Genomic DNA, 21,499 nt, shown 5'->3' with positions numbered 1-21,499 from the left:
TGGATGGCGGCAGCGCGTTATCGCAACCGATCGCCCAAAAGAAAGAAGCCCGGTCGGGGGACCGGGCTTCCGATGCAACGCGGGAGAGAGGTCGCGTTGCAGTCAAACGAGCGGCTTACCAGCTGAAGCGCGGGCCGACCGACCATTCTTTGTTGCCGTCGCCATCCATGCGGATGTCGCCGTTGATGCCCCAGTTCTGGTTCAACTTCACCTGGGCGCCGAGGCGGCCGTAGAAGTTGTCGCCGAGATCGACGCCACGCTTCCGGGAGAAGTCTTCGTAGCCAGCCAGGGCATAGACTTCGAAGTGTTCGCCGAACGCGTTACGCAGGCCGGCTTCCACGCTGTAGCCGTCGAAGTTGATGTTCGGGGTGTCCAGATCCAGGCGGCGGTATGCAACGCGTGCCAGGAAGTCGGTGCTGGTGGCGATCTCGTGGTTGAAGCCCACGCCAACGCCCCACTGCTGGAAGTCGGAGTTGGAGCTTTCGAACACGCTGTTGTTGGTGTCGGCGTTCTGCTTGCTGTAATCGCCGAACACGTGGAAGTTCGGAGCGACGGCGTACGAGGCCTTCACGCCCCAGCCATCCGCGTCGCGGCCTTCGGTCGGCGTGCGCACGTAGTCGCCTTCGACGAAGTTGTAGGAGATGTTTTCAGCAGCGGAGGCCGCAAACGGCAGGGCTGCGAGAAGGCCGAGGGCCAGCAGGGAATTCTTCATGATCGATACCTGTACTTATGGTTTGGGCCGGCGCTGAGGCGGATGCCGTTCGTTGCCGAGATGTAAATTCTCCGTTATGCGTTGGAACGCGACATGAATTCTGGACTGAGTAGTTGATGAATCATCGCGCCAGATTCAGCTGCGCTTTCTTGTGGTGGTTTGCAGATGTGCGTAACACCGGGGCAAAGCGTGACGGGCTGGTCATTCCTTGGCCACGTCCATGGAGCGAGTTGGAAAAGTTGCCGAAATAGGCGGTATTTGCACGGGTTAGGTTGACCAGCACATGGCACTGACATCGCCACTGGGAGCATGGCAGCTCTTCGAACAACGGCGGAGCGGCGTCTTGGGCAAGCAAAAAACAGTGGCGCAGTTCCTGGCCGAGACGCTGCACAGCGCCGGGGTGGAGCGCATCTGGGGAGTGACGGGCGATAGCCTCAATGGCCTGACCGATGCCCTACTCGAGATGCAGACCATCGAGTGGATGCATGTACGCCACGAGGAAGTGGCCGCCTTCGCCGCAGGCGCCGAAGCGGCGGTGACCGGCAGGCTGGCGGTGTGTGCGGGTAGTTGCGGGCCGGGCAACCTGCATCTGATCAATGGTCTGTTCGACTGCCACCGCAGCCGGCAGCCGGTGCTGGCGATCGCCGCGCAGATCCCCTCGTCGGAGATCGGCCTGAGCTATTTTCAGGAGACCCATCCGCAGGAGCTGTTCCGCGAATGCAGCCATTTCGTGGAATTGGTGACCACTCCGGCGCAGCTGCCGGAAGTGCTGCATCGGGCGATGCGCACGGCGATCCTGCAGCAAGGCGTGGCAGTGGTGGTGATTCCTGGCGATATTGCGCTGCTGGAAGTAGACAAGCACCTGTCCAGCGCATGGCCGGCCCTGCGTGCGCCGCGCGTGTTGCCGGCTGCTGAGGATGTGCAGCAGCTGGCCGAGCTGCTCCAGCAGAGCAAGTCGATCACCTTGTTATGCGGCAGCGGGTGCGCCGGTGCGCACGGTGCGGTGGTGGCTCTGGCCGATACGCTGGGTGCGCCGATCGTGCATGCGCTGCGCGGCAAGGAATCCATGGAGTGGGAAAATCCCTTCGATGTGGGCATGACCGGCCTGATCGGCTTCAGCTCCGGTTACCACGCCATGCTCAACTGCGACACCTTGCTGATGCTGGGCACGGATTTCCCGTATCGGCAGTTCTATCCCAAGGACGCCACCATCGTGCAGGTGGATCGTGATCCGGGTGCGCTGGGGCGGCGCACGCCGCTGCAGCTGGGCATTGCCGCCGATGTGGGCGAGACCATCGCTGCGTTGCTGCCGCAGCTGCAGCGCCGCGAAGACCGCCGCTTTCTGGACAAGGCACTGGCGCATTACCGCAGCGCGCGCGCGGGGCTGGACGATCTGGCGGTGCCCGCCGATCCCGGCGAGCCGCTGCATCCGCAGTTCGTCACCCGCCTGGTCAGCCAGGTCGCCGACGAGGATGCGGTGTTCACCTGTGATGTCGGGACGCCGACGGTGTGGGCTGCACGCTATCTGCGCATGAATGGCAAGCGGCGCCTGCTGGGGTCGTTCAACCATGGTTCGATGGCCAATGCGATGCCGCAGGCGCTGGGCGCACAAGCGGCGTTTCCCGGGCGTCAGGTCATTTCGCTGTCCGGCGACGGTGGCTTTGCGATGCTGATGGGCGATTTCATCTCGCTGGCGCAGCTCGCCCTGCCGGTCAAGGTGGTGGTGTTCAACAATGCCTCGCTCGGTTTCGTGGCGATGGAGATGAAGGCCGCCGGCTACATGGATACCGGCACCGAGCTGCGCAACCCGGACTTTGCGGCGATGAGCAATGCGATGGGCATCCTGGGAATCCGCGTGGACGAATCGTCGCAATTGGAACGCGCCTTGCGGCAGGCGTTTGCGCATTCCGGGCCGGCGCTGGTGGATGTGCGTGTCGCCACCCAGGAGCTGGTGGTGCCGCCGGCGATCAAGCTTGAACAAGCCAAGGGCATGGGACTGTACATGCTCAAGGCGGTGATGAGCGGACGTGGCGAAGAAGTGATCGATTTGGTGAAGACCAATTTCCGCTGAGGTGGCCGCTGCCATCTGCCGCATCGCCCACCATTTCGGGATCGCGCATCATGCCCCGTTCGTTGCTCCGGCAATTGCTGTTGATCTGGGTGGTCATCGTGGCCACCTGCCTGGGTGTGGCCACGATGCTGTACGGCCTGTACCGGCAAACCGAAGGCGTACGGCTGGACGAGGCGCGCCAGCAACTGCGCGCGCAATGCACGCGCATCGTGCAGCGCTATGCCGGCGCAAGCGAGGCTGCACGCCGTGGAGACAATAGCGCCGGGCTGGCCGCGGTGGTGGTGCAACTGGTGCTGTCCGATGCGCCCGGCGTGGAGGGCGGGGTGTGGAGCCTGGACACGGGCTTTGTGGCCTATGCGTACCCCACCTATGACGGCAGCGACCGCAAGACCGATATCCCCGCGGCGGAGTGGGCCAGCATCGTGGCAACGGCGCGGCAGAGCGCGCAGGGCGGCCAGCCGGCGCAGTTTCGTCGCGATGGCAGCCGCGAGGTGTTGTTGATCGCCGCCTGCCCCATGGCCAGCGGCACGGCGGCCTGGACCATGGCGCGGGTGCCGGCCAGCAGCTCGGATGCATGGCGGCCGTTGGTGATCGGCATGTTGCTGATCCTGGCGATGGTGGCGGTGTCGGCGATCGCGCTCGGCGTGGTGGTGCGGCGCTGGAGCCAGCGCCTGCATCGCATCGGGCTGGCACTGGCCGCCGAATCCGAACTGCCACAGATTCCGGTGACAGGGGCACCCGAACTGGATCGGCTGGGCGCAGCAGTCAACGAGTATGCGCAGCGCAATGCCCAGGCCTTGGCGCAGAGCCGCATGCTAGCCGACGCGTTGTCGCGGCACGAACGGCTGGCCGCCCTCGGGCGCATGACCGCCACCGTTGCCCACGAGATCCGCAACCCGATTGCCACCATGCGCCTGGCGGTGGAAAACGAGATCGCCAGGCGCGATGTCTCCACCGAGGACGCCGCGCATGCCGAGCTGATGCTGGGGCAGATCCGGCGCCTGGATGGCGTGGTCGAAAGCCTGCTCGGCATGGTGCAGCCGATCCGCCTGCAGCTGGAGGCGGTGCTGGTGCAGGACTGGCTGACCGATGTGCTGGATCCGGACGCGCTGCCGCCCGATACGCCACGTCCCCACGTATTGATGCCGGATGCACCGCTGCAATGGCGCCTGGATCCGCAGCAGCTCGGACGGGCGCTGCACAATCTGGTGCGCAATGCGTTGCAGCATGCCGATCCGCAGACGCCGGTGACGGTGCAGGCGGCCGCGCGTGAAGGTGTCCTGCATCTGCAGGTGAGCAACCACGGCCCGCCCATTCCCGAGCCGATCGCCGACCAGCTATTCGAGCCCTTCGTCAGCGGCCGCAGCGACGGCAATGGCCTGGGCCTGGCGCTGGTGCGCGAGATCGCACGCGCACATGGTGGGCAGGTGCACTACCGCCACGCCGAGGGAACGACCTGTTTCAGCATGGAGTTGCCATGGCGCGCATCCTGATGATCGACGACGACGCAGCATTCCTGGCCACCTTGCAGGCAACGCTGCGCTCGCTCGGGCACGAGGTGGTTGCCGCCAGCGACGGTGCACAGGGGCTGGCGCAGCTGCGTGCCGGCGGTATCGACCTGGCATTCGTGGACTTTCGCATGCCCGGCATGGATGGCATCGAGGTACTGCGCGCGCACGCCGCCGATGCCGCAGCGCCGCCGGTGCCGCTGGTGATGCTGACCGCGCACGTGTCCAGCAGTAACACCATCGAGGCGATGACGCTGGGCGCGTTCGATCATCTGGTCAAGCCGGTGGGGCGCGCGGACATCGTCGCGGTAGTGGAGCGCGCGTTGTTGAACGGTACCAATGCCGCACCCGCAGTCGCGTTGGCGGTCTTGCCCGAGGAAGACGATGCACTGGTCGGGCATAGCCCGGCGATGCGGACGGTGCACAAGCGCATCGGCCTGGCGGCCGCCTCCGACCTGGCGGTGCTGATAACTGGTGAAACCGGCACCGGCAAGGAGTTGGCCGCGCGCGCGCTGCATCGTGCCAGTGCGCGTGCGGGCGCCGCCTTCGTTGCGGTCAACTGCGCGGCGATCCCGTTGGAGCTGATGGAAAGCGAGTTGTTCGGCCATCGCAAGGGCGCCTTTTCCGGTGCAACCAGCGACCGCCCAGGCCTGATTCGCGAAGCCGATGGTGGCACCTTGTTCCTGGACGAGATCGGCGACATGCCGCTGCCGATGCAGGCCAAGCTGCTGCGCTTCCTGCAGGAGGGCGAAGTGACCCCATTGGGCGGGCGCGGCGCTCAGAAGGTGGATGTACGCGTGCTGGCGGCGACCCATCGCGATCTGGCGGCGTGGGTCGCTGCGGGGCAGTTCCGCAGCGACCTGCGCTACCGCTTGAACGTGGTGCCGATCGAATTGCCGCCATTGCGCGAGCGTGGGCAGGACATCGTGCTGCTGGCGCAGTACTTCCTGCGCAACGGACAGGGCAGTGCGCGCCGGCTGTCGGCTGCGGCGCAGGCGCGCCTGCTGGCGTATCCCTGGCCCGGCAACGTGCGTGAACTGCGCAACGTGGTGCAGCGCTGTCAGGTGCTGGTGCGCGGGCACAGCATCGAGGTGGACGATCTGGACGAGGCACTGGGCGAGGCCGAGCCGCCGCGCGCCGCACCGATTCCGCCGGAAACCAGCCTGCCCGACGCCGTGGCGCGGCTGGAAAAACAGATGATCCAGGAGGCATTGGCGCACAGCGGGGGGAATCGCGCGGAGGCGGCACGTCGGCTTGGCATCCACCGGCAGCTGTTGTATCGCAAGCTGGACGACTACGGGTTGCAGTAAACACGCGGGCACGCACCAGTACGGCCATGCGGTGGCGCACGAGGTGATGGACCCGGTCGTGACGACCGCCACGCCGTGGCCGCTGCGGTGGATTCTGCAATCGCAGCGCGGCGCAGTGCCTGCCAGGCGGACAGGTCGAAAAAGTTGTCCGCAAAGCAGACGGCCAGTGGATGAAACACGGACGCCTGCCGGCCCGGGTGCGCAACGCAAGTCAGTAAAAACAAGGGGTTAAAGGTTGGCACGATTGCTGCTTTGTACTCCCTGCGAGCGGCGCTCCTGCCGCCCTGGAGATCACTCATGATGCGTCAGACCGCACTTGCCTTTGCATTGGCCTGCAGCGTGGCCACCGCCGCCGCGCAGGTTCCACCGCCGCCTGCGACGCCGGCCGCCGCGCGGGCGCCGGCCGGCATGCCGCCACCGCCTCCCCCGATGCCGCCTGCGCCGCCGACGCCGGTTGCCGCCACGCCGGTGCAGCTCACCGGTACCGTGGAGCGCTTCCTGATCAATCCCAATGGCGAGGTGGATGGCCTGTGGTTGCGCGACGGCACCCAGGTTGGCATCGCGCCGCATCTGTCCGCTGAACTGCAGGCGGCGGTGCGCCGTGGCGATGCGGTCACCGTGCAGGGCTATCGCCTGGGCGATCTGCCGGTCCTACGGGCCAGCAGCATCCGTTCCACGCGCAGCAAGCGTGAGGTGGTGGATCGCCCGCCCATGGCCGGTGCCATGCCACCGGCGCCCCCCGCGCCACCGGCACCGGCCGCCTTGACGCCGCTGGAAGCGCAGGGCCGCATCGAGCGCCTGGTCTACGGGCCGGGTGGCGAGGTCAACGGTGCGTTGCTGAGCGATGGCACCGTGGTACGGATGCCGCCGCATCTGGCGCTGCAGTTCGCCGAGCTGCTGCGCATCGGCGCGCCCCTGAGCGTGCGTGGCTTCGGGGTGGCCAACGCTGCCGGGCGCTCGATCGAGGCCACCGGGCTGGGCCGCGACCGCGCCTCGCAGCGTGCCTTGTTCAGCCCCCCGCGGCCGGATGGTCCGCTGCCGCCTGCGGTGCCACCGGCACCGGCCGTGCCGCTGCCGCGCTGACCGTGTGTCGGTGGCCAATGCCACACAGACGCGCCCGCCCGCACTGACGTTTACGCGCACCTTCGCCCTGCCCAAGGCAGGGCGAAGGGCGCGGCTTGCCGGCATTGGCCGGTCCTCTCTTGTTGGAGTTCAACCATGCATTGGGTCGATCCTGATTTTCTTCCCGAAACCCGCGGCACTCTGGCGCGGTTCCTGCTCAATCCCAAGGCCGATATCGATGGCCTGTTGCTGACCGACGGCACCGAAGTGCATACCCCACCGCACCTGTCGGCGGCCCTGCTCAAGGCGCTCAAGCCGGGCAGCGCGCTGAGCGTGCGTGGGCTCAAGCCGCGCGATGTGGACATGCTGGCGGCGCTGGCGATCGACCCTACGGGCGGCAAGCGCATCGTCGATGAGGGCCCGCACGGGCCGCATGCCAAACCCAAGCCGCCGGCCGGCAAGCCTCCCAAGCTGCCCAAGCCGCAATTTACCCAGCACGCCGGCACCATCGCGCGGCTGTTGCACGGCCCGCACGGGCAGGTGCATGGCGTGCTGCTCGATGACGAGGTGACGGTGCGGTTTCCGCCGCATGCCGGTGCCCAGTTCGCCAAGCAATTGGTGGTCGGCAAATCGCTGGTCGCCGAAGGCGATACCAAGGCAACCCCGCACGGCCTGTTGATCCATGCCCATGCCTTGGGCAGCAAGGCGGCGACGCTGAAGCAAATCGCGCATCCGCCGCACGGCCCTGCACACAAACCCAAGCCCAAGCATTAGGAGCCGGACATGCAGCCACCGTGTGCGGTTGAGATGGTTGCCCTCTGGTCTGTCACGCACGCCGGCCTGTGTGCCGGCGTTGCATCGCATGGCGGAGCACTGCCATGCCGATGAGCCAGGCCAGACCGCGCGGTACGCGCGCACTGGAAGCGCTGCATTTCAGCGTGGCCGATGTGCAGGACGGGCTGGGGCCGTTTCTCAGCGTGTTTCTGCAGTCGAAAGGCTGGTCCGTGGCGGCGATCGGCACGGTGATGAGCGTGGGTGGCATCGCTGGCATGCTCGCCACCACGCCGGCCGGCGCGCTGGTCGATGCCACCCGGCGCAAGCGCGCGGTGGTGGTGATCGGCTGTCTGGCGATCCTGCTGGCCACCGCGTTGATCTGGCTGCGGCCCACCTCATCCGGTGTGGTCGCCGCGCAGATCGCTTCGGCACTTGCCGCAGCCGGCATCGGCCCGGCATTGACCGGGATCACCTTGGGGCTAGTGCACGCGCGCGGGTTCGACCATCAGCTGGCACGCAACCAGGTCGCCAACCATGCCGGCAACATGCCGGCAACATGCTGGCCGCGGTGCTGGCCGCGGTGCTGGCCGGATGGTTAGGGTGGCGCTACGGATTTGCTGCGGTATTTGCGCTGACGGCGGTGTTCGGCGTGCTGGCACTGGCGGCAGTGCTGGCGATTCCGGCCGATGCCATCGATCACCGTGCCGCACGTGGCCTACGCCATGCCGACGGCGCAGATGCGCCGGGCGGCTGGCGGGTCTTGCTGACCTGCCGCCCGCTGGCGGTGCTGGCCGTCACCTTGGGGCTGTTCCATCTGGGCAACGCCGCCATGCTGCCGCTATACGGCATGGCGATCGTGGCGGCGCATGCCGGCGACCCCAGCGCGCTGACCGCCACCACGATCGTGGTGGCGCAGGCCACGATGGTGGTGGTGGCCTTGCTGGCGATGCGCTGGATCCGGGTGCACGGGCATTGGTGGGTGTTGTTGGTCGCCTTCATGGCCTTGCCGCTGCGGGCGCTGGTGGCCGCGTCGGTGATCCAGGGCTGGGGCGTGTTTCCAGTGCAGGTGCTGGATGGCCTGGGCGCCGGGCTGCAAAGTGTGGTGGTGCCGGCCCTGGTGGCGCGCCTGCTGCAGGGCACCGGCCGGGTCAATGTCGGCCAGGGTGCGGTGATGACGGTGCAGGGCATCGGCGCGGCGCTCAGCCCGGCGTTCGGGGGCTGGCTGGCGCATGCCTTCGGTTACCGCATCGCGTTCCTGTCGTTGGGCGCGATCGCCTTGCTGGCGGTAGCGCTATGGGCCGGCTGCCGCGGCATGTTGCAGGCGGCTAACGGACTGCAGCCGCAGGCCTGATGTGCTGGGCGCGACTGCTAGACGTGATGGTCGGTGGACGCTCGCTGTTGCTGGCGTCGTGCTGGCCGTCGGGACTACTGGCCACCGGTGAAGTTCCACTGCCGCCAGGCTTCGAACACCATTACCGCCACGGTGTTGGACAGATTCAGGCTGCGGTTGTCCGGGCGCATCGGCAGCCGTAGCCGGTGCTGCGGCGGGATCGACTCCAGCACCTCGGCCGGCAGGCCGCGTGTCTCCGGGCCAAACAGGAATGCATCGCCATCGGCGAAGTGCGGGCTGTCATACCGCACCGTGCTGCGCGTACTCAGCGCGAACACGCGACTGGGCGCGATCGCCGCCAGGGCGGTGGGCAGGTCTGCATGCACCTGCAACTGGGCATATTCGTGGTAATCCAGGCCGGCGCGCTTGAGCTGCTTGTCGCTGAGGTCGAAGCCGAGCGGCTCGATCAGGTGCAGGCGCGCGCCGGTATTGGCGCACAGGCGAATCACGTTGCCCGTATTGGGCGGAATTTCTGGTTGGAACAGGATGACGTCGAGGACGGGAGCTGGCATGCGCGCAAGTGTAGCGGTGCGCGCGGCTCACAGGCCTGTGGCGGCACCGATGAGCGCTTCCAGCTCGACCGGCGATGGCTGCAGCTGCGGCACCGGCAGCTTCACGATGGCTTCGCCCACCAGTGCGCCGATCGTGGCGGCAGCACGGCCGGCAGTGACCTGCGTGGTGGCGGTACGGTAGCCGATGCTCTCGGCGCGTTGCCCGGCCGACGGGCGCACCTGCACCGCTGCCAAGGTAACCACGCGCGGGCCGGCCGCTTCGGTGGCAAGGGCGGCCAGTTGCTCGGTGGAAGGGCGCACCTGCACGGCGGCAAGGGTGCGGATGGTGCTGGCGCGCTCCAGCGTCTGCTGGGTCACCTGGTCTGCGGACGGGCGCACCTGCACCGCGTCCAGCGTGGTCAGGTTGCTGGCCTGCGCGGCGCCGCTCAGGGAGGCAGCGGCGATCAGGGCGGCGGAGAGGGCGAGGCGCAGGGTCTGGGCGTTCATGGCGAGGTCTCTTGGTGTGTGTGAGAAGTGGTGTGGTAGTAATGTAGTACACCATCTAGGCATGCGCAAGAACTTTGCTGCCGGATTGGTTTCTATTCAGCTATCAGTCAGCTATCGGTAGCTTGCTCCGAGAGGCAAGAGGTAGTGAGCAAACGGTGTGCCAACCACATGCAGTTGTTTCTAATGGATATTTTGCGATCTGCCGGGTGTCCGCGTCCGGACACCCGGACACGCTTGCGGGCAACCGACAACCGGACGTGCCCGCCACTGGGCACGCCGCGGCGGTTCCCGGTGGACTGAATGCGGTGTGTCGTAGGAGCAGTGGCATGCGCTGCGCGGCCAGCCGACTGCGGCACAATCCGGCTTTGTCCACAGGTGTGATGCCGTATGCGCGTGCTGATGCTGTCTGTCCTGGTTGCCACCACCACCGTCGCCTGTACCTGGGTGCCGATCGAACAAAGCGGCAAGACGGTGAGGGTTCTCCCGGCTGGCCAGGTGCCGGCCGGCTGCCAGCAGCAGGGCGAGGTGGTGGTGTCGGTCAAGAGCAAGGTCGGCTTCTACAACCGCAACCCGCTGCGCGTGCAGGAAGAACTGGAAACCCTGGCCCGCAACGAAGCGCCGGGCGCCAACGCCAATGCCGTGCAGGCGCAGGGCCAGCCGGCCGAGGGGAGCCAGCGCTTCAACGCCTTCCGCTGCACGCCGCGCTGAACCGTTGGGCTGGGGCGGGGGCGATGTAATTGTAAAGATGCGGTAAAACCGGCCAGCAGCTAGACTAGCGCCCCCTCGCCTGACGCCATGGCGCTACTTCGATGCTCTTCCAGAATGTCTCCATCGCGGGACTGGCGCATATTGATGCGCCGCACACGCTGACTTCCAAGGAAATCAACGAGCGCCTGCAACCAACCTACGACCGCCTCGGGATCAAGACCGACGTGTTGGGCGACGTTGCCGGTATCCATGCACGGCGCTTGTGGGACCAGGATGTCCAGGCATCCGACGCCGCCACCCAGGCCGCGCGCAAGGCGCTGACCGATGCCGGCATCGGCATCGAGAAGATCGGCCTGCTGGTTAACACCTCGGTGAGCCGCGACTACCTGGAGCCGTCCACGGCCTCCATCGTGTCCGGCAATCTGGGCGTGGGCGACCACTGCGTCACCTTCGACGTGGCCAATGCCTGCCTGGCCTTCATCAACGGCATGGACATCGCCGCGCGCATGCTGGAGCGTGGCGAAATCGACTACGCCCTGATCGTCGACGGCGAGACCGCCAACCTGGTCTATGAAAAGACCCTCGAGCGCATGACCTCCCCGGATGTTACCGAAGAGGAATTCCGCAACGAATTGGCCGCTTTGACCCTGGGCTGCGGTGCCGCTGCCATGGTGATGGCGCGCTCGGAGCTGGTGCCGGACGCGCCGCGCTACAAGGGCGGCGTGACCCGCTCTGCCACCGAGTGGAACAAGCTGTGCCGGGGCAACCTGGACCGCATGGTCACCGACACCCGCCTGCTGCTGATCGAAGGCATCAAACTGGCGCAGAAGACCTTCCTGGCTGCCAAGCAGGTGCTGGGCTGGGCAGTGGACGAAGTGGACCAGTTCGTGATCCACCAGGTCAGCCGCCCGCACACCGCGTCATTCGTGAAGTCGTTCGGTATCGACCCGGCCAAGGTCATGACCATCTTCGGCGAGCACGGCAACATCGGACCGGCCTCGGTGCCGATCGTGCTGAGCAAGCTCAAGGAACTGGGCCGCCTGAAGAAGGGCGACCGCATCGCCCTGATGGGGATCGGCTCGGGCCTGAATTGCTCGATGGCCGAAGTGGTTTGGTGAAACCGCACGGCCATCCCAGAGATGGGATGGCCGCTTTCTAGCGAGCGGTTGCCACGTTCCATCCCACTCCAGGCGCTAACTGCGTTCATGGCAGTCTCGCCAAGTATGAGATTACCGTTTTTTCGACATGACGCTGGCATCATGTCGATTCCGTCGACATGAGCCCATCGCATGGATCCCCAGCGTCCGTATAACGACCTGCCGCCGTTGCCGCCTGCGGTGGAGCTTGAAACCCGGGGGTTGCTGAAGGCGTGTATTGAGGCGCACAAGGCATTGGCATCGCTTCGCCAGGCCACCGGACATTTGCCAAACCCGGCCGTGTTGATCAATACCATTCCCATCCTGGAAGCACAGGCGAGTTCGGAGATCGAGAACATCGTCACCACCACGGATGAGCTGTTTCGCTACGCCGAGCATCAAGACGCTGCCAATCCAGCAACGCGAGAAGCATTGCGCTATCGCACCGCGTTGCAGGAGGGCTTTATTTCGCTGCGTACGCGCCCGCTCTCCACCCGCACAGCAGAGATCGTGTGCACTCGCATCAAGAATGCACAAATGCAGGTGCGGCGTGTACCTGGCACGGCATTGGCCAATCAGCAGACCGGTGACGTGATCTATACGCCTCCAGTCGGCGAGGCGGTGTTACGCGAAAAGCTGGCCAATTGGGAGCGCTTCATCCATGAGACGCCCGAGATCGATCCATTGATTCGCATGGCAGTGGCGCACTATCAATTCGAGGCTATCCATCCGTTCACCGACGGCAATGGGCGTACTGGACGTGTGCTCAATCTCTTGATGCTGGTCGAGCAGGATCTGCTGGATCAACCTGTGCTGTACCTGTCGCGCTACATCATCGAACGCAAGGCGGATTACTACCGCTTGCTGTTGGCCGTCACGCGCGACGGCGCATGGGCCGAATGGGTTGCTTACATGCTGGATGCGGTTGCCGATACCGCACGCTGGACCGGCGCCAAGATTGAGGCCATTCGCCAACTGCATGAGCATGCATGTGAGTGGGTTCGTGCAGAGCGCCCGAAAACCTACAGCCGCGAACTGGTGGATGTGCTTTTCAGCCAACCTTACTGCCGCATTCAAAACGTCGTAGACGCCGGTATCGCCAAGCGCGAAACTGCGGCGCGTTATCTTCGCGACTTGGTGGATATCGGCGTACTGCACGAGCAGCGCATGGGGAAAGAGAAATTGTTCCTGCATCCGGCGTATCTGCGCCTGCTGTCCGACAATGCGCATGCAGCGCAGCGGTATACGTTGCCACAAAGAATTCAGCACTGATGCCGAGTAAGCAAAGCAGCGGGCTTGCATCGCCTGTCTTGCTGGAGCTTGCCGACATGCGCGAAGCCGTTGCTGTACATGTGCCAGGTCAGCGCCTGAGCCGTGCAGACCCTCTTGAAACACATCGGATACGTTTTTCATGACCTACCCCGGCTATCCCTTCACTCCCAAGCGCCTTGAGGTGCGTCCCGGCATTGCGATGGCGTATCTGGACGAAGGCCCGCGCGATGGCGAGGTAGTCGTGATGCTGCACGGCAATCCGTCGTGGAGCTATCTGTGGAGACATCTGGTGAGCGGCCTGTCCGACCGCTATCGCTGCATCGTGCCCGACCACATCGGCATGGGCCTGTCCGACAAGCCCGACGATGCCCCCGACGCGCAGCCGCGTTACGACTACACCCTGCAGTCGCGCGTGGACGATCTGGACACGCTGTTGCGGCACCTGGGCATCACCGGCCCGGTCACGCTGGCGGTGCACGATTGGGGCGGCATGATCGGATTCGGCTGGGCGCTGTCGCACCATGCGCAGGTCCGGCGGCTGGTCATCACCAACACCGCGGCCTTTCCGCTGCCGGCGGAAAAGCCGATGCCGTGGCAGATTGCGATGGGCCGGCATTGGCGTCCTGGCGAATGGTTCATCCGCACCTTCAATGCCTTTTCGTCCGGCGCCTCGTGGCTGGGCGTGTCGCGGCGCATGCCTGCGGCGGTACGGCGTGCCTACGTGGCGCCCTATAACAGCTGGCGCAACCGCATCTCCACTATCCGCTTCATGCAGGACATCCCGCTGTCGCCGGCCGACAAGGGCTGGTCATTGCTGGAACGCTCGGCGCAGGCGCTGCCGTCGTTCGCCGACCGCCCGGCTTTCATCGCCTGGGGCCTGCGCGATATCTGCTTCGACAAGCACTTCCTGGCCGGCTTCCGCCGCGCGCTGCCGCAGGCCGAAGTCACCGCGTTCGACGATGCGAACCACTACGTGCTGGAAGACAAGCACGAGGTGCTGGTGCCAGCGATTCGTGCATTTTTGGAGCGTCATCGGCTGTAACTCCGGCCGCCACGCATGCCCGCGCGTAGCGCAGGCAGTGCAGGTGCCGGGAGGCGCCCGCAGCGGTACGCACGCCGTGTGCCTGCTCCTTACAGCGTCGGCAGCGGATTGCGTTGTGCCTCGTCCACACCGTCCCAGTCGGCCTCGGTCAACGCATGCAGGCCATGCGCCAGGCGCGATTTGTCGCACTGCGCGCTGCGCTGGCCGAATTCCAGCGAAGCCGGTACCGCTGCGCAGGAGGAGGGGCGGCGGTCGTGAATGCTGCAGCGGCTGTAGCGGCCGATGTCGGCGTCCAGCGCGATACAGCGCGGCTGCGCTTGCGAGGTGCCGCGCATCACCCGTTCGTGGGTGCGTAGCGCGTCGGTCAATTCGACCGGCACTCTGCCGCCCAAGGCGGGATCGGCTTCGCTCCAGTGGAAGCTGACGCGGAAATAGGCGCAGCAAGCGCCGCAGGTAAGGCAGGGGTGTGCCATGGCATGCCGGGCCTTGCGCGGCAAAACGAGCGTAGGGAGCGCGGCATTCTGACCGAATTGCGCCGCGAAACAAGAGCGTGTGGTGCACGGCCATGCGCGGTTCACGCGGCCGGCGCGCAATCAACGACGTCGATCCAGGCCACGCGCCGGCAATGGGACACGGACGCGCTGGTGCAGTTGCCCGTGCATCACTCCATGCGCGGCGCGTTATCCGCGATAATCACGCAATGACCAGCCTCTGCAATATCGCGGCCACGCTTCCGCAGCTGGCGCGCGAGCGCCCCGATCAGATCGCCATCCGCTGCCCGGGACGCCGTGGCGCCAATGGGTTCGCGGCCTACGATGTGACCCTGAGCTACGCCGAACTGGACGCGCGCAGCGATGCGATTGCGGCCGGGCTGGCAGTGCACGGCATCGGCCGCGGCATGCGCGCGGTGGTGATGGTGCGGCCGTCGCCGGAGTTCTTCCTGCTGATGTTCGCGTTGTTCAAGGCCGGTGCGGTGCCGGTGCTGGTGGACCCGGGCATCGACAAGCGCGCGCTCAAGCAATGCCTGGACGAAGCGCAGCCGCAGGCCTTCATCGGCATTCCACTGGCGCAGCTGGCGCGGCGCTTGCTGCGCTGGGCACGGTCCGCGCAGCAGATCGTCACCGTTGGCGGCCGGTACGGCTGGGGCGGGGTGACCCTGGCGCGGGTGGAGCGTGATGGGGCTGGCGCTGCGGCGCAACTGGCTCAGACCGCGCCGGACGATGTGGCCGCGATCCTGTTCACCAGCGGCTCCACTGGCGTGCCCAAGGGTGTGGTGTACCGGCACCGGCATTTTGTCGGACAGATCGAGCTGCTGCGCAATGCGTTCGACATGCAGCCTGGCGGTGTGGACCTACCGACGTTTCCGCCGTTCGCCTTGTTCGACCCGGCGCTGGGCTTGACTTCGGTGATTCCGGACATGGACCCGACGCGCCCGGGCAGCGCCGACCCGCGCAAGCTGCACGATGCAATCGCCCGCTTCGGTGTCACCCAGTTGTTCGGCTCGCCCGCATTGATGCGCGTGCTGGCCGATGATGGGCAGCCGCTCCCCAACGTGCGCCTGGTCACCTCGGCCGGTGCGCCGGTGCCACCGGATGTGGTGGCGAAGATCCGCGCACTGCTGCCGGCCGATGCGCAGTTCTGGACGCCGTACGGCGCGACCGAATGCCTGCCGGTGGCGGCAATCGAAGGCCGCACCCTGGACGCCACGCGCGCGGCCACCGAGGCTGGTGCGGGCACCTGCGTGGGCCAGGTGGTCGCGCCGAATGAGGTGCGCATCATTGCCATCGACGATGCGGCGATTGCCGAGTGGAGTGGCGTGCGCGTGCTGGCGGTGGGCGAGGTGGGCGAGATCACCGTCGCCGGGCCCACCACTACCGATACCTACTTCAATCGCGATGCGGCCACCCGTAGCGCCAAGATCCGCGAGCGCTGCGACGATGGCAGCGAGCGCGTCGTACACCGCATGGGCGATGTGGGCTATTTCGATGCGCAGGGCCAGTTGTGGTTCTGCGGCCGTAAAACGCACCGCGTGGAAACCGCCAGCGGCCCGCTGTACACCGAGCAGGTGGAGCCGGTGTTCAACGTGCATGCGCAGGTGCGTCGTACCGCCTTGGTCGGCGTGGGCGCGGTTGGACAACAACAGCCGGTGCTGTGCGTCGAGTTGCAGCCGGGTGTGCCGGCGTCGGCCTTTGCGGATGTGCAAACCGCATTACGTGCGCTGGGCGCGACGCACCCGCATACCGCCGGAATCGCGTGCTTCCTGCGCCATCCGGGCTTCCCGGTGGACATCCGCCATAACGCCAAGATCGGCCGCGAGACCTTGGCGGTGTGGGCGGCGCAACAGCGTGGGTAACGAGCTGCAGCAAGCCGATTTGATGCGTGTCGGCGGGCTATTCGCCAAGGCGATGGCGGCCGGCTATGGTGTGCTCCCTCGAATGAACGGTGTGGCGCGATGAAGGTATTGGTGACCGGCGGTGGCGGCTTCCTGGGCCAGGCGTTGTGCCGCGGCCTGCGCGCGCGCGGGCATGAGGTGGTGAGCTTCCAGCGTGGGGATTACCCGGTATTGCAGACGCTGGGCGTGGGCCAGATCCGGGGCGATCTGGCCGACCCGCAGGCGGTGCGGCATGCGTTTGCCGGGATCGATGCGGTGTTCCACAACGCGGCCAAGGCCGGTGCGTGGGGCAGCTACGACAGCTATCACCAGGCCAACGTGGTGGGCACGCAGAACGTGCTCGATGCCTGCCGCGCCAATGGCGTGCCTCGGCTGATCTATACGTCCACGCCCAGCGTCACCCATCGCGCCACCAATCCGGTGGAAGGGCTGGGTGCCGACGAAGTGCCGTATGGCGAAGACCTGCGCGCCGCATATGCCGCCACCAAGGCGATCGCCGAGCGTGCGGTGCTGGCAGCCAACGACGCGCAGCTGGCGACGGTGGCGTTGCGCCCGCGCCTGATATGGGGGCCAGGCGACAATCATCTGCTTCCGCGTCTGGCTGCGCGCGCACGTGCCGGGCGGCTGCGCATGGTGGGTGATGGCAGCAATCTGGTGGACAGCACGTACATCGACAACGCGGCGCAGGCGCACTTCGCTGCGTTCGAGCATCTGGCGCCGGGCGCTGCCTGCGCCGGCAAGGCGTACTTCATTTCCAACGGCGAACCGCTGCCGATGCGCGAGTTGCTCAACCGCCTGCTGGCGGCCGTGGATGCACCGGCGGTGACGCGTTCGCTCTCGTTCAAGACCGCCTATCGGATCGGTGCGGTGTGCGAGACGGTGTGGCCACTGTTGCGTCTGCCATGCGAAGTGCCGCTGACGCGGTTCCTGGTGGAACAGCTGTGCACGCCGCATTGGTACAGCATGGAACCGGCGCGCCGCGACTTTGGCTATGTGCCGCAGATCAGCATCGAAGAAGGGCTCAACCGCCTGCGATCCTCATCTTCCAACGACATCGCCATCACCCGATAAAGACCGCCATATCCACAAGATACGTCTGCGCCGATTCGGCACGACAACTTCTGGAATCATTGCCATGCTGCATTACGCCATCATCTTCTTCGTCATCGCCATCATTGCCGCTGTGCTGGGCTTCAGCGGCATCGCCGGTGCAGCGACCAACATCGCCTGGATCCTGTTCGTGGTGTTCCTGATCCTGGCGGTGATCTCGATGTTCCGTCGCGGCAAGGTATAACGCCGCACGCACGATACGTCCCGGCAGCGGCGCTGCCGGCCGGCGCGCAGATGGCCCGCTTCCGCAAGGAGGCGGGCCATCTGCGTTATGGCGTTATTCGCGCTGTTTGATGCCTGTCACAGACGTTTTCTCAGCGATTGCATTTGTTGGAGTAGGCCCGTGTGGTGGGGCGGGCAGCGCGTGCGCAACGGCGCTGCGCTCATCGGCGTGTGTCCACCGCACTACGCAGCAGTTGATCGTCGTCATGGCGTTGCAGTGCCAGGTCGATCAACCGGGTAATCAGGCTCCGATAGTCCAGTCCGCTTGCCTCCCATAGCTTCGGATACATGCTGATGCGGGTGAAGCCGGGCAAGGTGTTGACCTCGTTGATCACGATGCGCCCGTCTGCACACAGGAACACGTCCACCCGCGCCATGCCGGCGCAGTCCAGCGCCTGGTAGGCCTGTACCGCGATCTGCTGGATTCGGTGCTGGGTGGGCGCATCGATGTCGGCCGGAATCACCAGGTCGGCCCCGTGCTCGCTGATGTATTTGGTCTCGTACGAATAAAACGCATCGTGCACCACCACCTCGCCGCACACACTCGCCTGCGCTACGGCATTGCCGAGTACAGCGCATTCGATCTCGCGGCCGGCCACGGCCGCTTCCACCAGCACCTTGTGGTCGTAGGACAGTGCCAGCGCCACTGCCGCTGCAAACGCGTCTGCGCTGCGCACCTGGCTGACCCCGACCGACGAGCCCTGGTTGGCCGGTTTGACGAACAGCGGCAATCCCAATTGCGCGATCAGCGCCTGCGCATCGACATGCTTGGCGGTGTGGCGGGTGAGGCAGACGCCCGGCGCCACCGCCAGCCCGGCCTCGCGCAGCACGCGCTTGGCCATGTCCTTGTCCATCGCAACCGCCGAGCCGAGCACGCCGGAGCCGACGAAGGGCAGGTTGGCCATGCGCAGCAGTCCCTGCAGCGAGCCGTCTTCGCCCAGGGTGCCGTGCACGATCGGAAACACCACATCGATCTGTGCCAGCGCCTGTTCGCTGTCCACCGGACGCAGCTGCGCCGTGTCGGCGCCTGGCAGCACGGCCACCGCGCGTCCACTGCAATGCAGGGCGATCTTGCCAGGGTCGTCTGCATCGAGCAGAAAGCCTTCCGGTGCGCTCAGATGCCACTGGCCCTGCTTGTCGATGCCGATCAACACCGGTTCGAAGCGCTGCGGGTCCAGCGCCTGCAGGATATTGCGCGCCGATTGCAGCGAGACCTCGTGCTCAGCCGATTTGCCGCCGAAGATGATACCGACCCGGATCTTGCGCATTGCCTGTTCCTGCCATCGCTGAGGGAAGCGGCAGGATGCCGCGCGGGAGCAGCGCACGGAAGCCTGCAGGCAGTTGTGCTGGTGCTTCGGCAACGCGCAACAGCGACAGGCAGACCGCCATCAGGCGGCTGCGACATGCGGTGGCGGTAGAATGCCTGTATGCCCGGATCACTTTTCAACTCACTCAAGCCGCTCGCCGGCCAGGCCCTGCAGGCCGCGCTCAACCGCGCGCTGGCGCTGGACCCGGATACCCGCGACGCCCTGCTGCCGCTGGAAGGCCAGCGGATTGCGCTGACCCTGGACGCGCCCGCCCTGGCCCTGCAGATCCGCGTGCACGAACGCCGGCTGCTGGTGGGGCCGGTGGACCCGGCGCAGGAACCGGATCTGGCGGTGCGCAGCAGCCTGGCCGGCTTGCTCGGGCAATTGCCGTTCCTGGCCAATGCGCGCCGCAGCGGTGCGCCGGCAGGGCGGCTCAAGGTCTCCGGCGATGCGGAACTGGCGCGCCAGCTGCAGCAGCTGGCCGGGCGCTTCGATCCGGATTGGCAGCTGCCGTTCGTGGCGGTGTTCGGGCAGATTCTGGGCGTGCAGATTGCCGGCGCGGTCCGCACGGCGCTGCAGCAGGCCCGCCGCAGCGCATCGGATCTGGCGCATAGCGCGGCCGAATTCGTCACCGAAGAATCGCGTGATGTGGTGCCGCGTGCCGAGCTGGACGCCTTCCACGATGACGTGGACGAGCTGCGCGACGCTGTCGAACGCCTGGCTGCGCGTGTCGCCCGCCTGCGCGCTGCCGGAGGCGCGGCATGAAGGCGATCCTGCGGGCCAGCCGCATCGGCCGGGTGATCCTGCGCTACCGGTTGGACGCCTTGCTCGAAGGCACTCCGGCCGAGCGCTGGCTGCGCCTGGCCAAACCGTTCGTGCCGCGCGCCAGCGCCGAAATCGCCGCGCAATCGCGCGGTGCGCGGCTACGCTTGGCCTTGCAGGAGCTGGGGCCGATCTTCGTCAAGTTCGGGCAGATCCTTTCGACCCGGCGCGATCTGATTCCGGCCGACGTGGCCGAAGAACTCACCTTGCTGCAGGACCGGGTCAAGCCGTTCGACGGTGAGGCTGCGCGTCTGATCGTCGAACGTGCGCTCGGCCTGCCGGTCAGTGTGGCGTTCGCCTCCTTCGACACGGTGCCGCTGGCGTCTGCCTCCATCGCGCAGGTGCATGCGGCCACGCTGCCGGCCGATGCCAACGGCGTGGGTCGCGCAGTGGTGGTCAAGGTGCTGCGCCCGGACATCGAGCGCCAGATCGATGCCGATATCGCGCTGCTGCACTCGCTGGCCACGCTGGTCGAACGCACCCACCCGCGTGCGGACAAGATCCGCCCGCGCGAGGTGGTGGCCGAGATCGAAGGCACCCTGTCTGCCGAACTCGATCTGCAGCGCGAAGGCGCAAACGCCAGCGTGCTGCGCCGGTTCTGGGAAGGCTCGGACGATCTGTACGTGCCGGAAGTGATCTGGTCGCACACCGCCGAGCGTGCGCTCACATTAGAGCGCGTGTACGGCATTCCCTCCGACGATATCGTCAAGCTCGACGCCGCCGGCATCGATCGCAAGGCGCTGGCGGCCAAGGGCGTGCGCGTGTTCTACACCCAGGTGTTCCGCGACAACTTTTTCCATGCCGATGCGCATGCCGGCAACATCTGGGTCGATGCGGACCCGGAGCGCCGTCTCAACCCGCGCTTCATCGCGCTGGATTTCGGCATCATGGGTCAGCTCTCGCAGGAAGATCAGTACTACCTGGCCGAGAACTTCATGGCGATCTTCCACAAGGATTACCGCCGCATGGCCGAGTTGCACGTAGAGGCGGGCTGGATGCCCTCGAACGTGCGCATCGACGAACTGGAAGCGGCCGCGCGCTCGGTGTGCGAGCCGTACTTCACCCGGCCGCTGTCGGAGATTTCGCTGGCGCAGGTGTTGATCAAATTGTTCCGCGTCGCGCAGCGCTACGAGCTGACCCTGCAGCCACAGCTGATCCTGCTGCAGAAGACCCTGCTCAACATCGAAGGGGTGGGCCGGCAGCTCGACCCCAAGCTGGATATCTGGGCGGTGGCGCGCCCGGTGCTCGAACGCATCCTGCGCGAGCGCTACAGCCCGCGCCGCATGCTCGGCGAATTGGGCAAGCGGCTGCCGGAACTCATGACCCACGCGCCGGACATGCCGCGCCTGGTGCACAGCTGGCTGAAGCAGCAGGTGGAAGGCCGCCATCAGCTGGAGATCCGCTCCACCGAGCTGCGCGCGCTGGAGTTGAGTCTGCGCAAGCTGCAGACCCGCGTGGTCACCGCCATCACTGGCAGCGGGCTACTGGTGGTCGCCGCGGTGCTGTACGGCCTGCATCCGGACGGTTGGTACCTGGGCACGATACCGGTATGGAGCTGGGTCAGCGGTGGTGCCGGCACGGCCGCATTGCTGGTGGCCTGGCTGCGTCGCTAGCGCGTATTACCTGTGCGCACGGCCCATCGGCGCTGCCCGACGGTCAGCCG

At 66.3% G+C, this 21,499-nt stretch carries 19 protein-coding genes and 1 pseudogene; 15 read left to right on the top strand and 5 right to left on the bottom strand.

The annotated features are described in order from the left end of the window. Positions 1-115: 115 nt before the first annotated feature. Positions 116-712, bottom strand: coding sequence for an OmpO family porin (locus ACCQ13_RS19565; RefSeq protein WP_104601944.1), 597 nt, complete (start codon positions 710-712; stop codon positions 116-118). A gap of 361 nt (positions 713-1,073) precedes the next feature. Between ACCQ13_RS19565 and poxB the strand changes: the two genes are divergently transcribed. The 6 genes and pseudogenes from poxB to ACCQ13_RS19535 all read left to right on the top strand — a co-directional run bounded on the left by poxB (position 1,074) and on the right by ACCQ13_RS19535 (position 8,788). Then, the gene (gene poxB, locus ACCQ13_RS19560; protein WP_372372434.1) at positions 1,074-2,783 is read left to right on the top strand and encodes a ubiquinone-dependent pyruvate dehydrogenase; all 1,710 of its coding nucleotides are present in this window, start codon (positions 1,074-1,076) and stop codon (positions 2,781-2,783) included. Between the two features lie 50 nt (positions 2,784-2,833). After that, on the top strand, positions 2,834-4,276 hold the full coding sequence (locus ACCQ13_RS19555; protein WP_104601941.1) for a sensor histidine kinase: 1,443 nt from the start codon (positions 2,834-2,836) through the stop codon (positions 4,274-4,276). Then, positions 4,261-5,601 carry a sigma-54-dependent transcriptional regulator gene (locus ACCQ13_RS19550; protein WP_104601940.1) on the top strand — a complete coding sequence of 447 codons (1,341 nt, stop codon included), beginning with the start codon at positions 4,261-4,263 and terminating at the stop codon, positions 5,599-5,601. Before ACCQ13_RS19555 ends, ACCQ13_RS19550 begins: the two co-directional genes overlap by 16 nt. Positions 5,602-5,898: 297 nt before the next feature. Next, positions 5,899-6,684 (top strand): hypothetical protein, encoded by a 786-nt coding sequence (locus tag ACCQ13_RS19545; RefSeq protein WP_104601939.1) that lies wholly within the window; start codon positions 5,899-5,901, stop codon positions 6,682-6,684. A gap of 135 nt (positions 6,685-6,819) precedes the next feature. Beyond that, positions 6,820-7,437, top strand: coding sequence for a hypothetical protein (locus tag ACCQ13_RS19540; RefSeq protein ID WP_159407815.1), 618 nt, complete (start codon positions 6,820-6,822; stop codon positions 7,435-7,437). Between the two features lie 104 nt (positions 7,438-7,541). Further along, positions 7,542-8,788, top strand: a pseudogene (locus ACCQ13_RS19535) (MFS transporter). A 74-nt stretch (positions 8,789-8,862) separates the two neighbouring features. Here ACCQ13_RS19535 and ACCQ13_RS19530 read toward each other — a convergent pair. Together ACCQ13_RS19530 and ACCQ13_RS19525 are read right to left on the bottom strand one after the other, a co-directional pair. Next, on the bottom strand, positions 8,863-9,339 hold the full coding sequence (locus tag ACCQ13_RS19530; protein WP_159407814.1) for a tRNA (cytidine(34)-2'-O)-methyltransferase: 477 nt from the start codon (positions 9,337-9,339) through the stop codon (positions 8,863-8,865). Positions 9,340-9,366: 27 nt separating this feature from the next. Then, the gene (locus ACCQ13_RS19525) at positions 9,367-9,825 is read right to left on the bottom strand and encodes an XAC0231 family protein (protein ID WP_104601935.1); all 459 of its coding nucleotides are present in this window, start codon (positions 9,823-9,825) and stop codon (positions 9,367-9,369) included. A gap of 387 nt (positions 9,826-10,212) precedes the next feature. On the opposite strand from ACCQ13_RS19525, the gene ACCQ13_RS19520 reads away from it, so the two are divergent. The 4 genes from ACCQ13_RS19520 to ACCQ13_RS19505 all read left to right on the top strand — a co-directional run bounded on the left by ACCQ13_RS19520 (position 10,213) and on the right by ACCQ13_RS19505 (position 13,983). Continuing rightward, positions 10,213-10,533: a DUF4156 domain-containing protein gene (locus ACCQ13_RS19520; protein WP_159407813.1), complete on the top strand. Its 321-nt coding sequence runs from the start codon at positions 10,213-10,215 to the stop codon at positions 10,531-10,533. A 101-nt stretch (positions 10,534-10,634) separates the two neighbouring features. Further along, positions 10,635-11,651, top strand: a complete 1,017-nt coding sequence (locus ACCQ13_RS19515) for a 3-oxoacyl-ACP synthase III (protein WP_029218373.1) — start codon at positions 10,635-10,637, stop codon at positions 11,649-11,651. Positions 11,652-11,822: 171 nt separating this feature from the next. Then, positions 11,823-12,941: a protein adenylyltransferase Fic gene (gene fic, locus ACCQ13_RS19510; protein WP_104601933.1), complete on the top strand. Its 1,119-nt coding sequence runs from the start codon at positions 11,823-11,825 to the stop codon at positions 12,939-12,941. Positions 12,942-13,080: 139 nt separating this feature from the next. Beyond that, the gene (locus ACCQ13_RS19505; protein WP_159407812.1) at positions 13,081-13,983 is read left to right on the top strand and encodes an alpha/beta fold hydrolase; all 903 of its coding nucleotides are present in this window, start codon (positions 13,081-13,083) and stop codon (positions 13,981-13,983) included. 89 nt (positions 13,984-14,072) lie between these two features. Here the strand turns inward: ACCQ13_RS19505 and ACCQ13_RS19500 are convergent, their stop codons facing one another. Beyond that, a complete protein-coding gene (locus ACCQ13_RS19500; protein WP_159407811.1) occupies positions 14,073-14,456 on the bottom strand; it encodes a YkgJ family cysteine cluster protein in 384 nt (127 codons plus the stop codon). Positions 14,457-14,683: 227 nt separating this feature from the next. On the opposite strand from ACCQ13_RS19500, the gene oleC reads away from it, so the two are divergent. The 3 genes from oleC to ACCQ13_RS19485 all read left to right on the top strand — a co-directional run bounded on the left by oleC (position 14,684) and on the right by ACCQ13_RS19485 (position 17,669). Beyond that, positions 14,684-16,336 (top strand): olefin beta-lactone synthetase, encoded by a 1,653-nt coding sequence (gene oleC, locus ACCQ13_RS19495; protein WP_159407810.1) that lies wholly within the window; start codon positions 14,684-14,686, stop codon positions 16,334-16,336. Positions 16,337-16,435: 99 nt separating this feature from the next. Beyond that, on the top strand, positions 16,436-17,446 hold the full coding sequence (oleD, locus tag ACCQ13_RS19490) for a 2-alkyl-3-oxoalkanoate reductase (RefSeq protein WP_159407809.1): 1,011 nt from the start codon (positions 16,436-16,438) through the stop codon (positions 17,444-17,446). 64 nt (positions 17,447-17,510) lie between these two features. Then, complete coding sequence (locus ACCQ13_RS19485; protein WP_003468167.1) at positions 17,511-17,669, top strand: DUF1328 domain-containing protein; 159 nt, start codon at positions 17,511-17,513, stop codon at positions 17,667-17,669. 199 nt (positions 17,670-17,868) lie between these two features. Here the strand turns inward: ACCQ13_RS19485 and ddlA are convergent, their stop codons facing one another. Beyond that, positions 17,869-18,975 (bottom strand): D-alanine--D-alanine ligase, encoded by a 1,107-nt coding sequence (gene ddlA / locus ACCQ13_RS19480; protein WP_104601929.1) that lies wholly within the window; start codon positions 18,973-18,975, stop codon positions 17,869-17,871. 159 nt (positions 18,976-19,134) lie between these two features. Here ddlA and ACCQ13_RS19475 point away from each other — a divergent pair, with 159 nt between their 5' ends. Further along, positions 19,135-19,779 (top strand): ubiquinone biosynthesis accessory factor UbiJ, encoded by a 645-nt coding sequence (locus tag ACCQ13_RS19475; RefSeq protein WP_159407808.1) that lies wholly within the window; start codon positions 19,135-19,137, stop codon positions 19,777-19,779. Next, positions 19,776-21,449 (top strand): ubiquinone biosynthesis regulatory protein kinase UbiB, encoded by a 1,674-nt coding sequence (ubiB, locus tag ACCQ13_RS19470; RefSeq protein WP_159407807.1) that lies wholly within the window; start codon positions 19,776-19,778, stop codon positions 21,447-21,449. The genes ACCQ13_RS19475 and ubiB overlap by 4 nt, the downstream gene beginning before the upstream one ends. Positions 21,450-21,499: the final 50 nt, after the last annotated feature.

Source organism: Xanthomonas sp. NCPPB 1638, assembly GCF_041475635.2.
Taxonomy (GTDB): Bacteria; Pseudomonadota; Gammaproteobacteria; order Xanthomonadales; family Xanthomonadaceae; genus Xanthomonas; species Xanthomonas cucurbitae.
The sequence above is the reverse complement of the archived record's forward strand: the minus strand, read 5'-3'. Positions and strand labels throughout refer to the sequence as shown.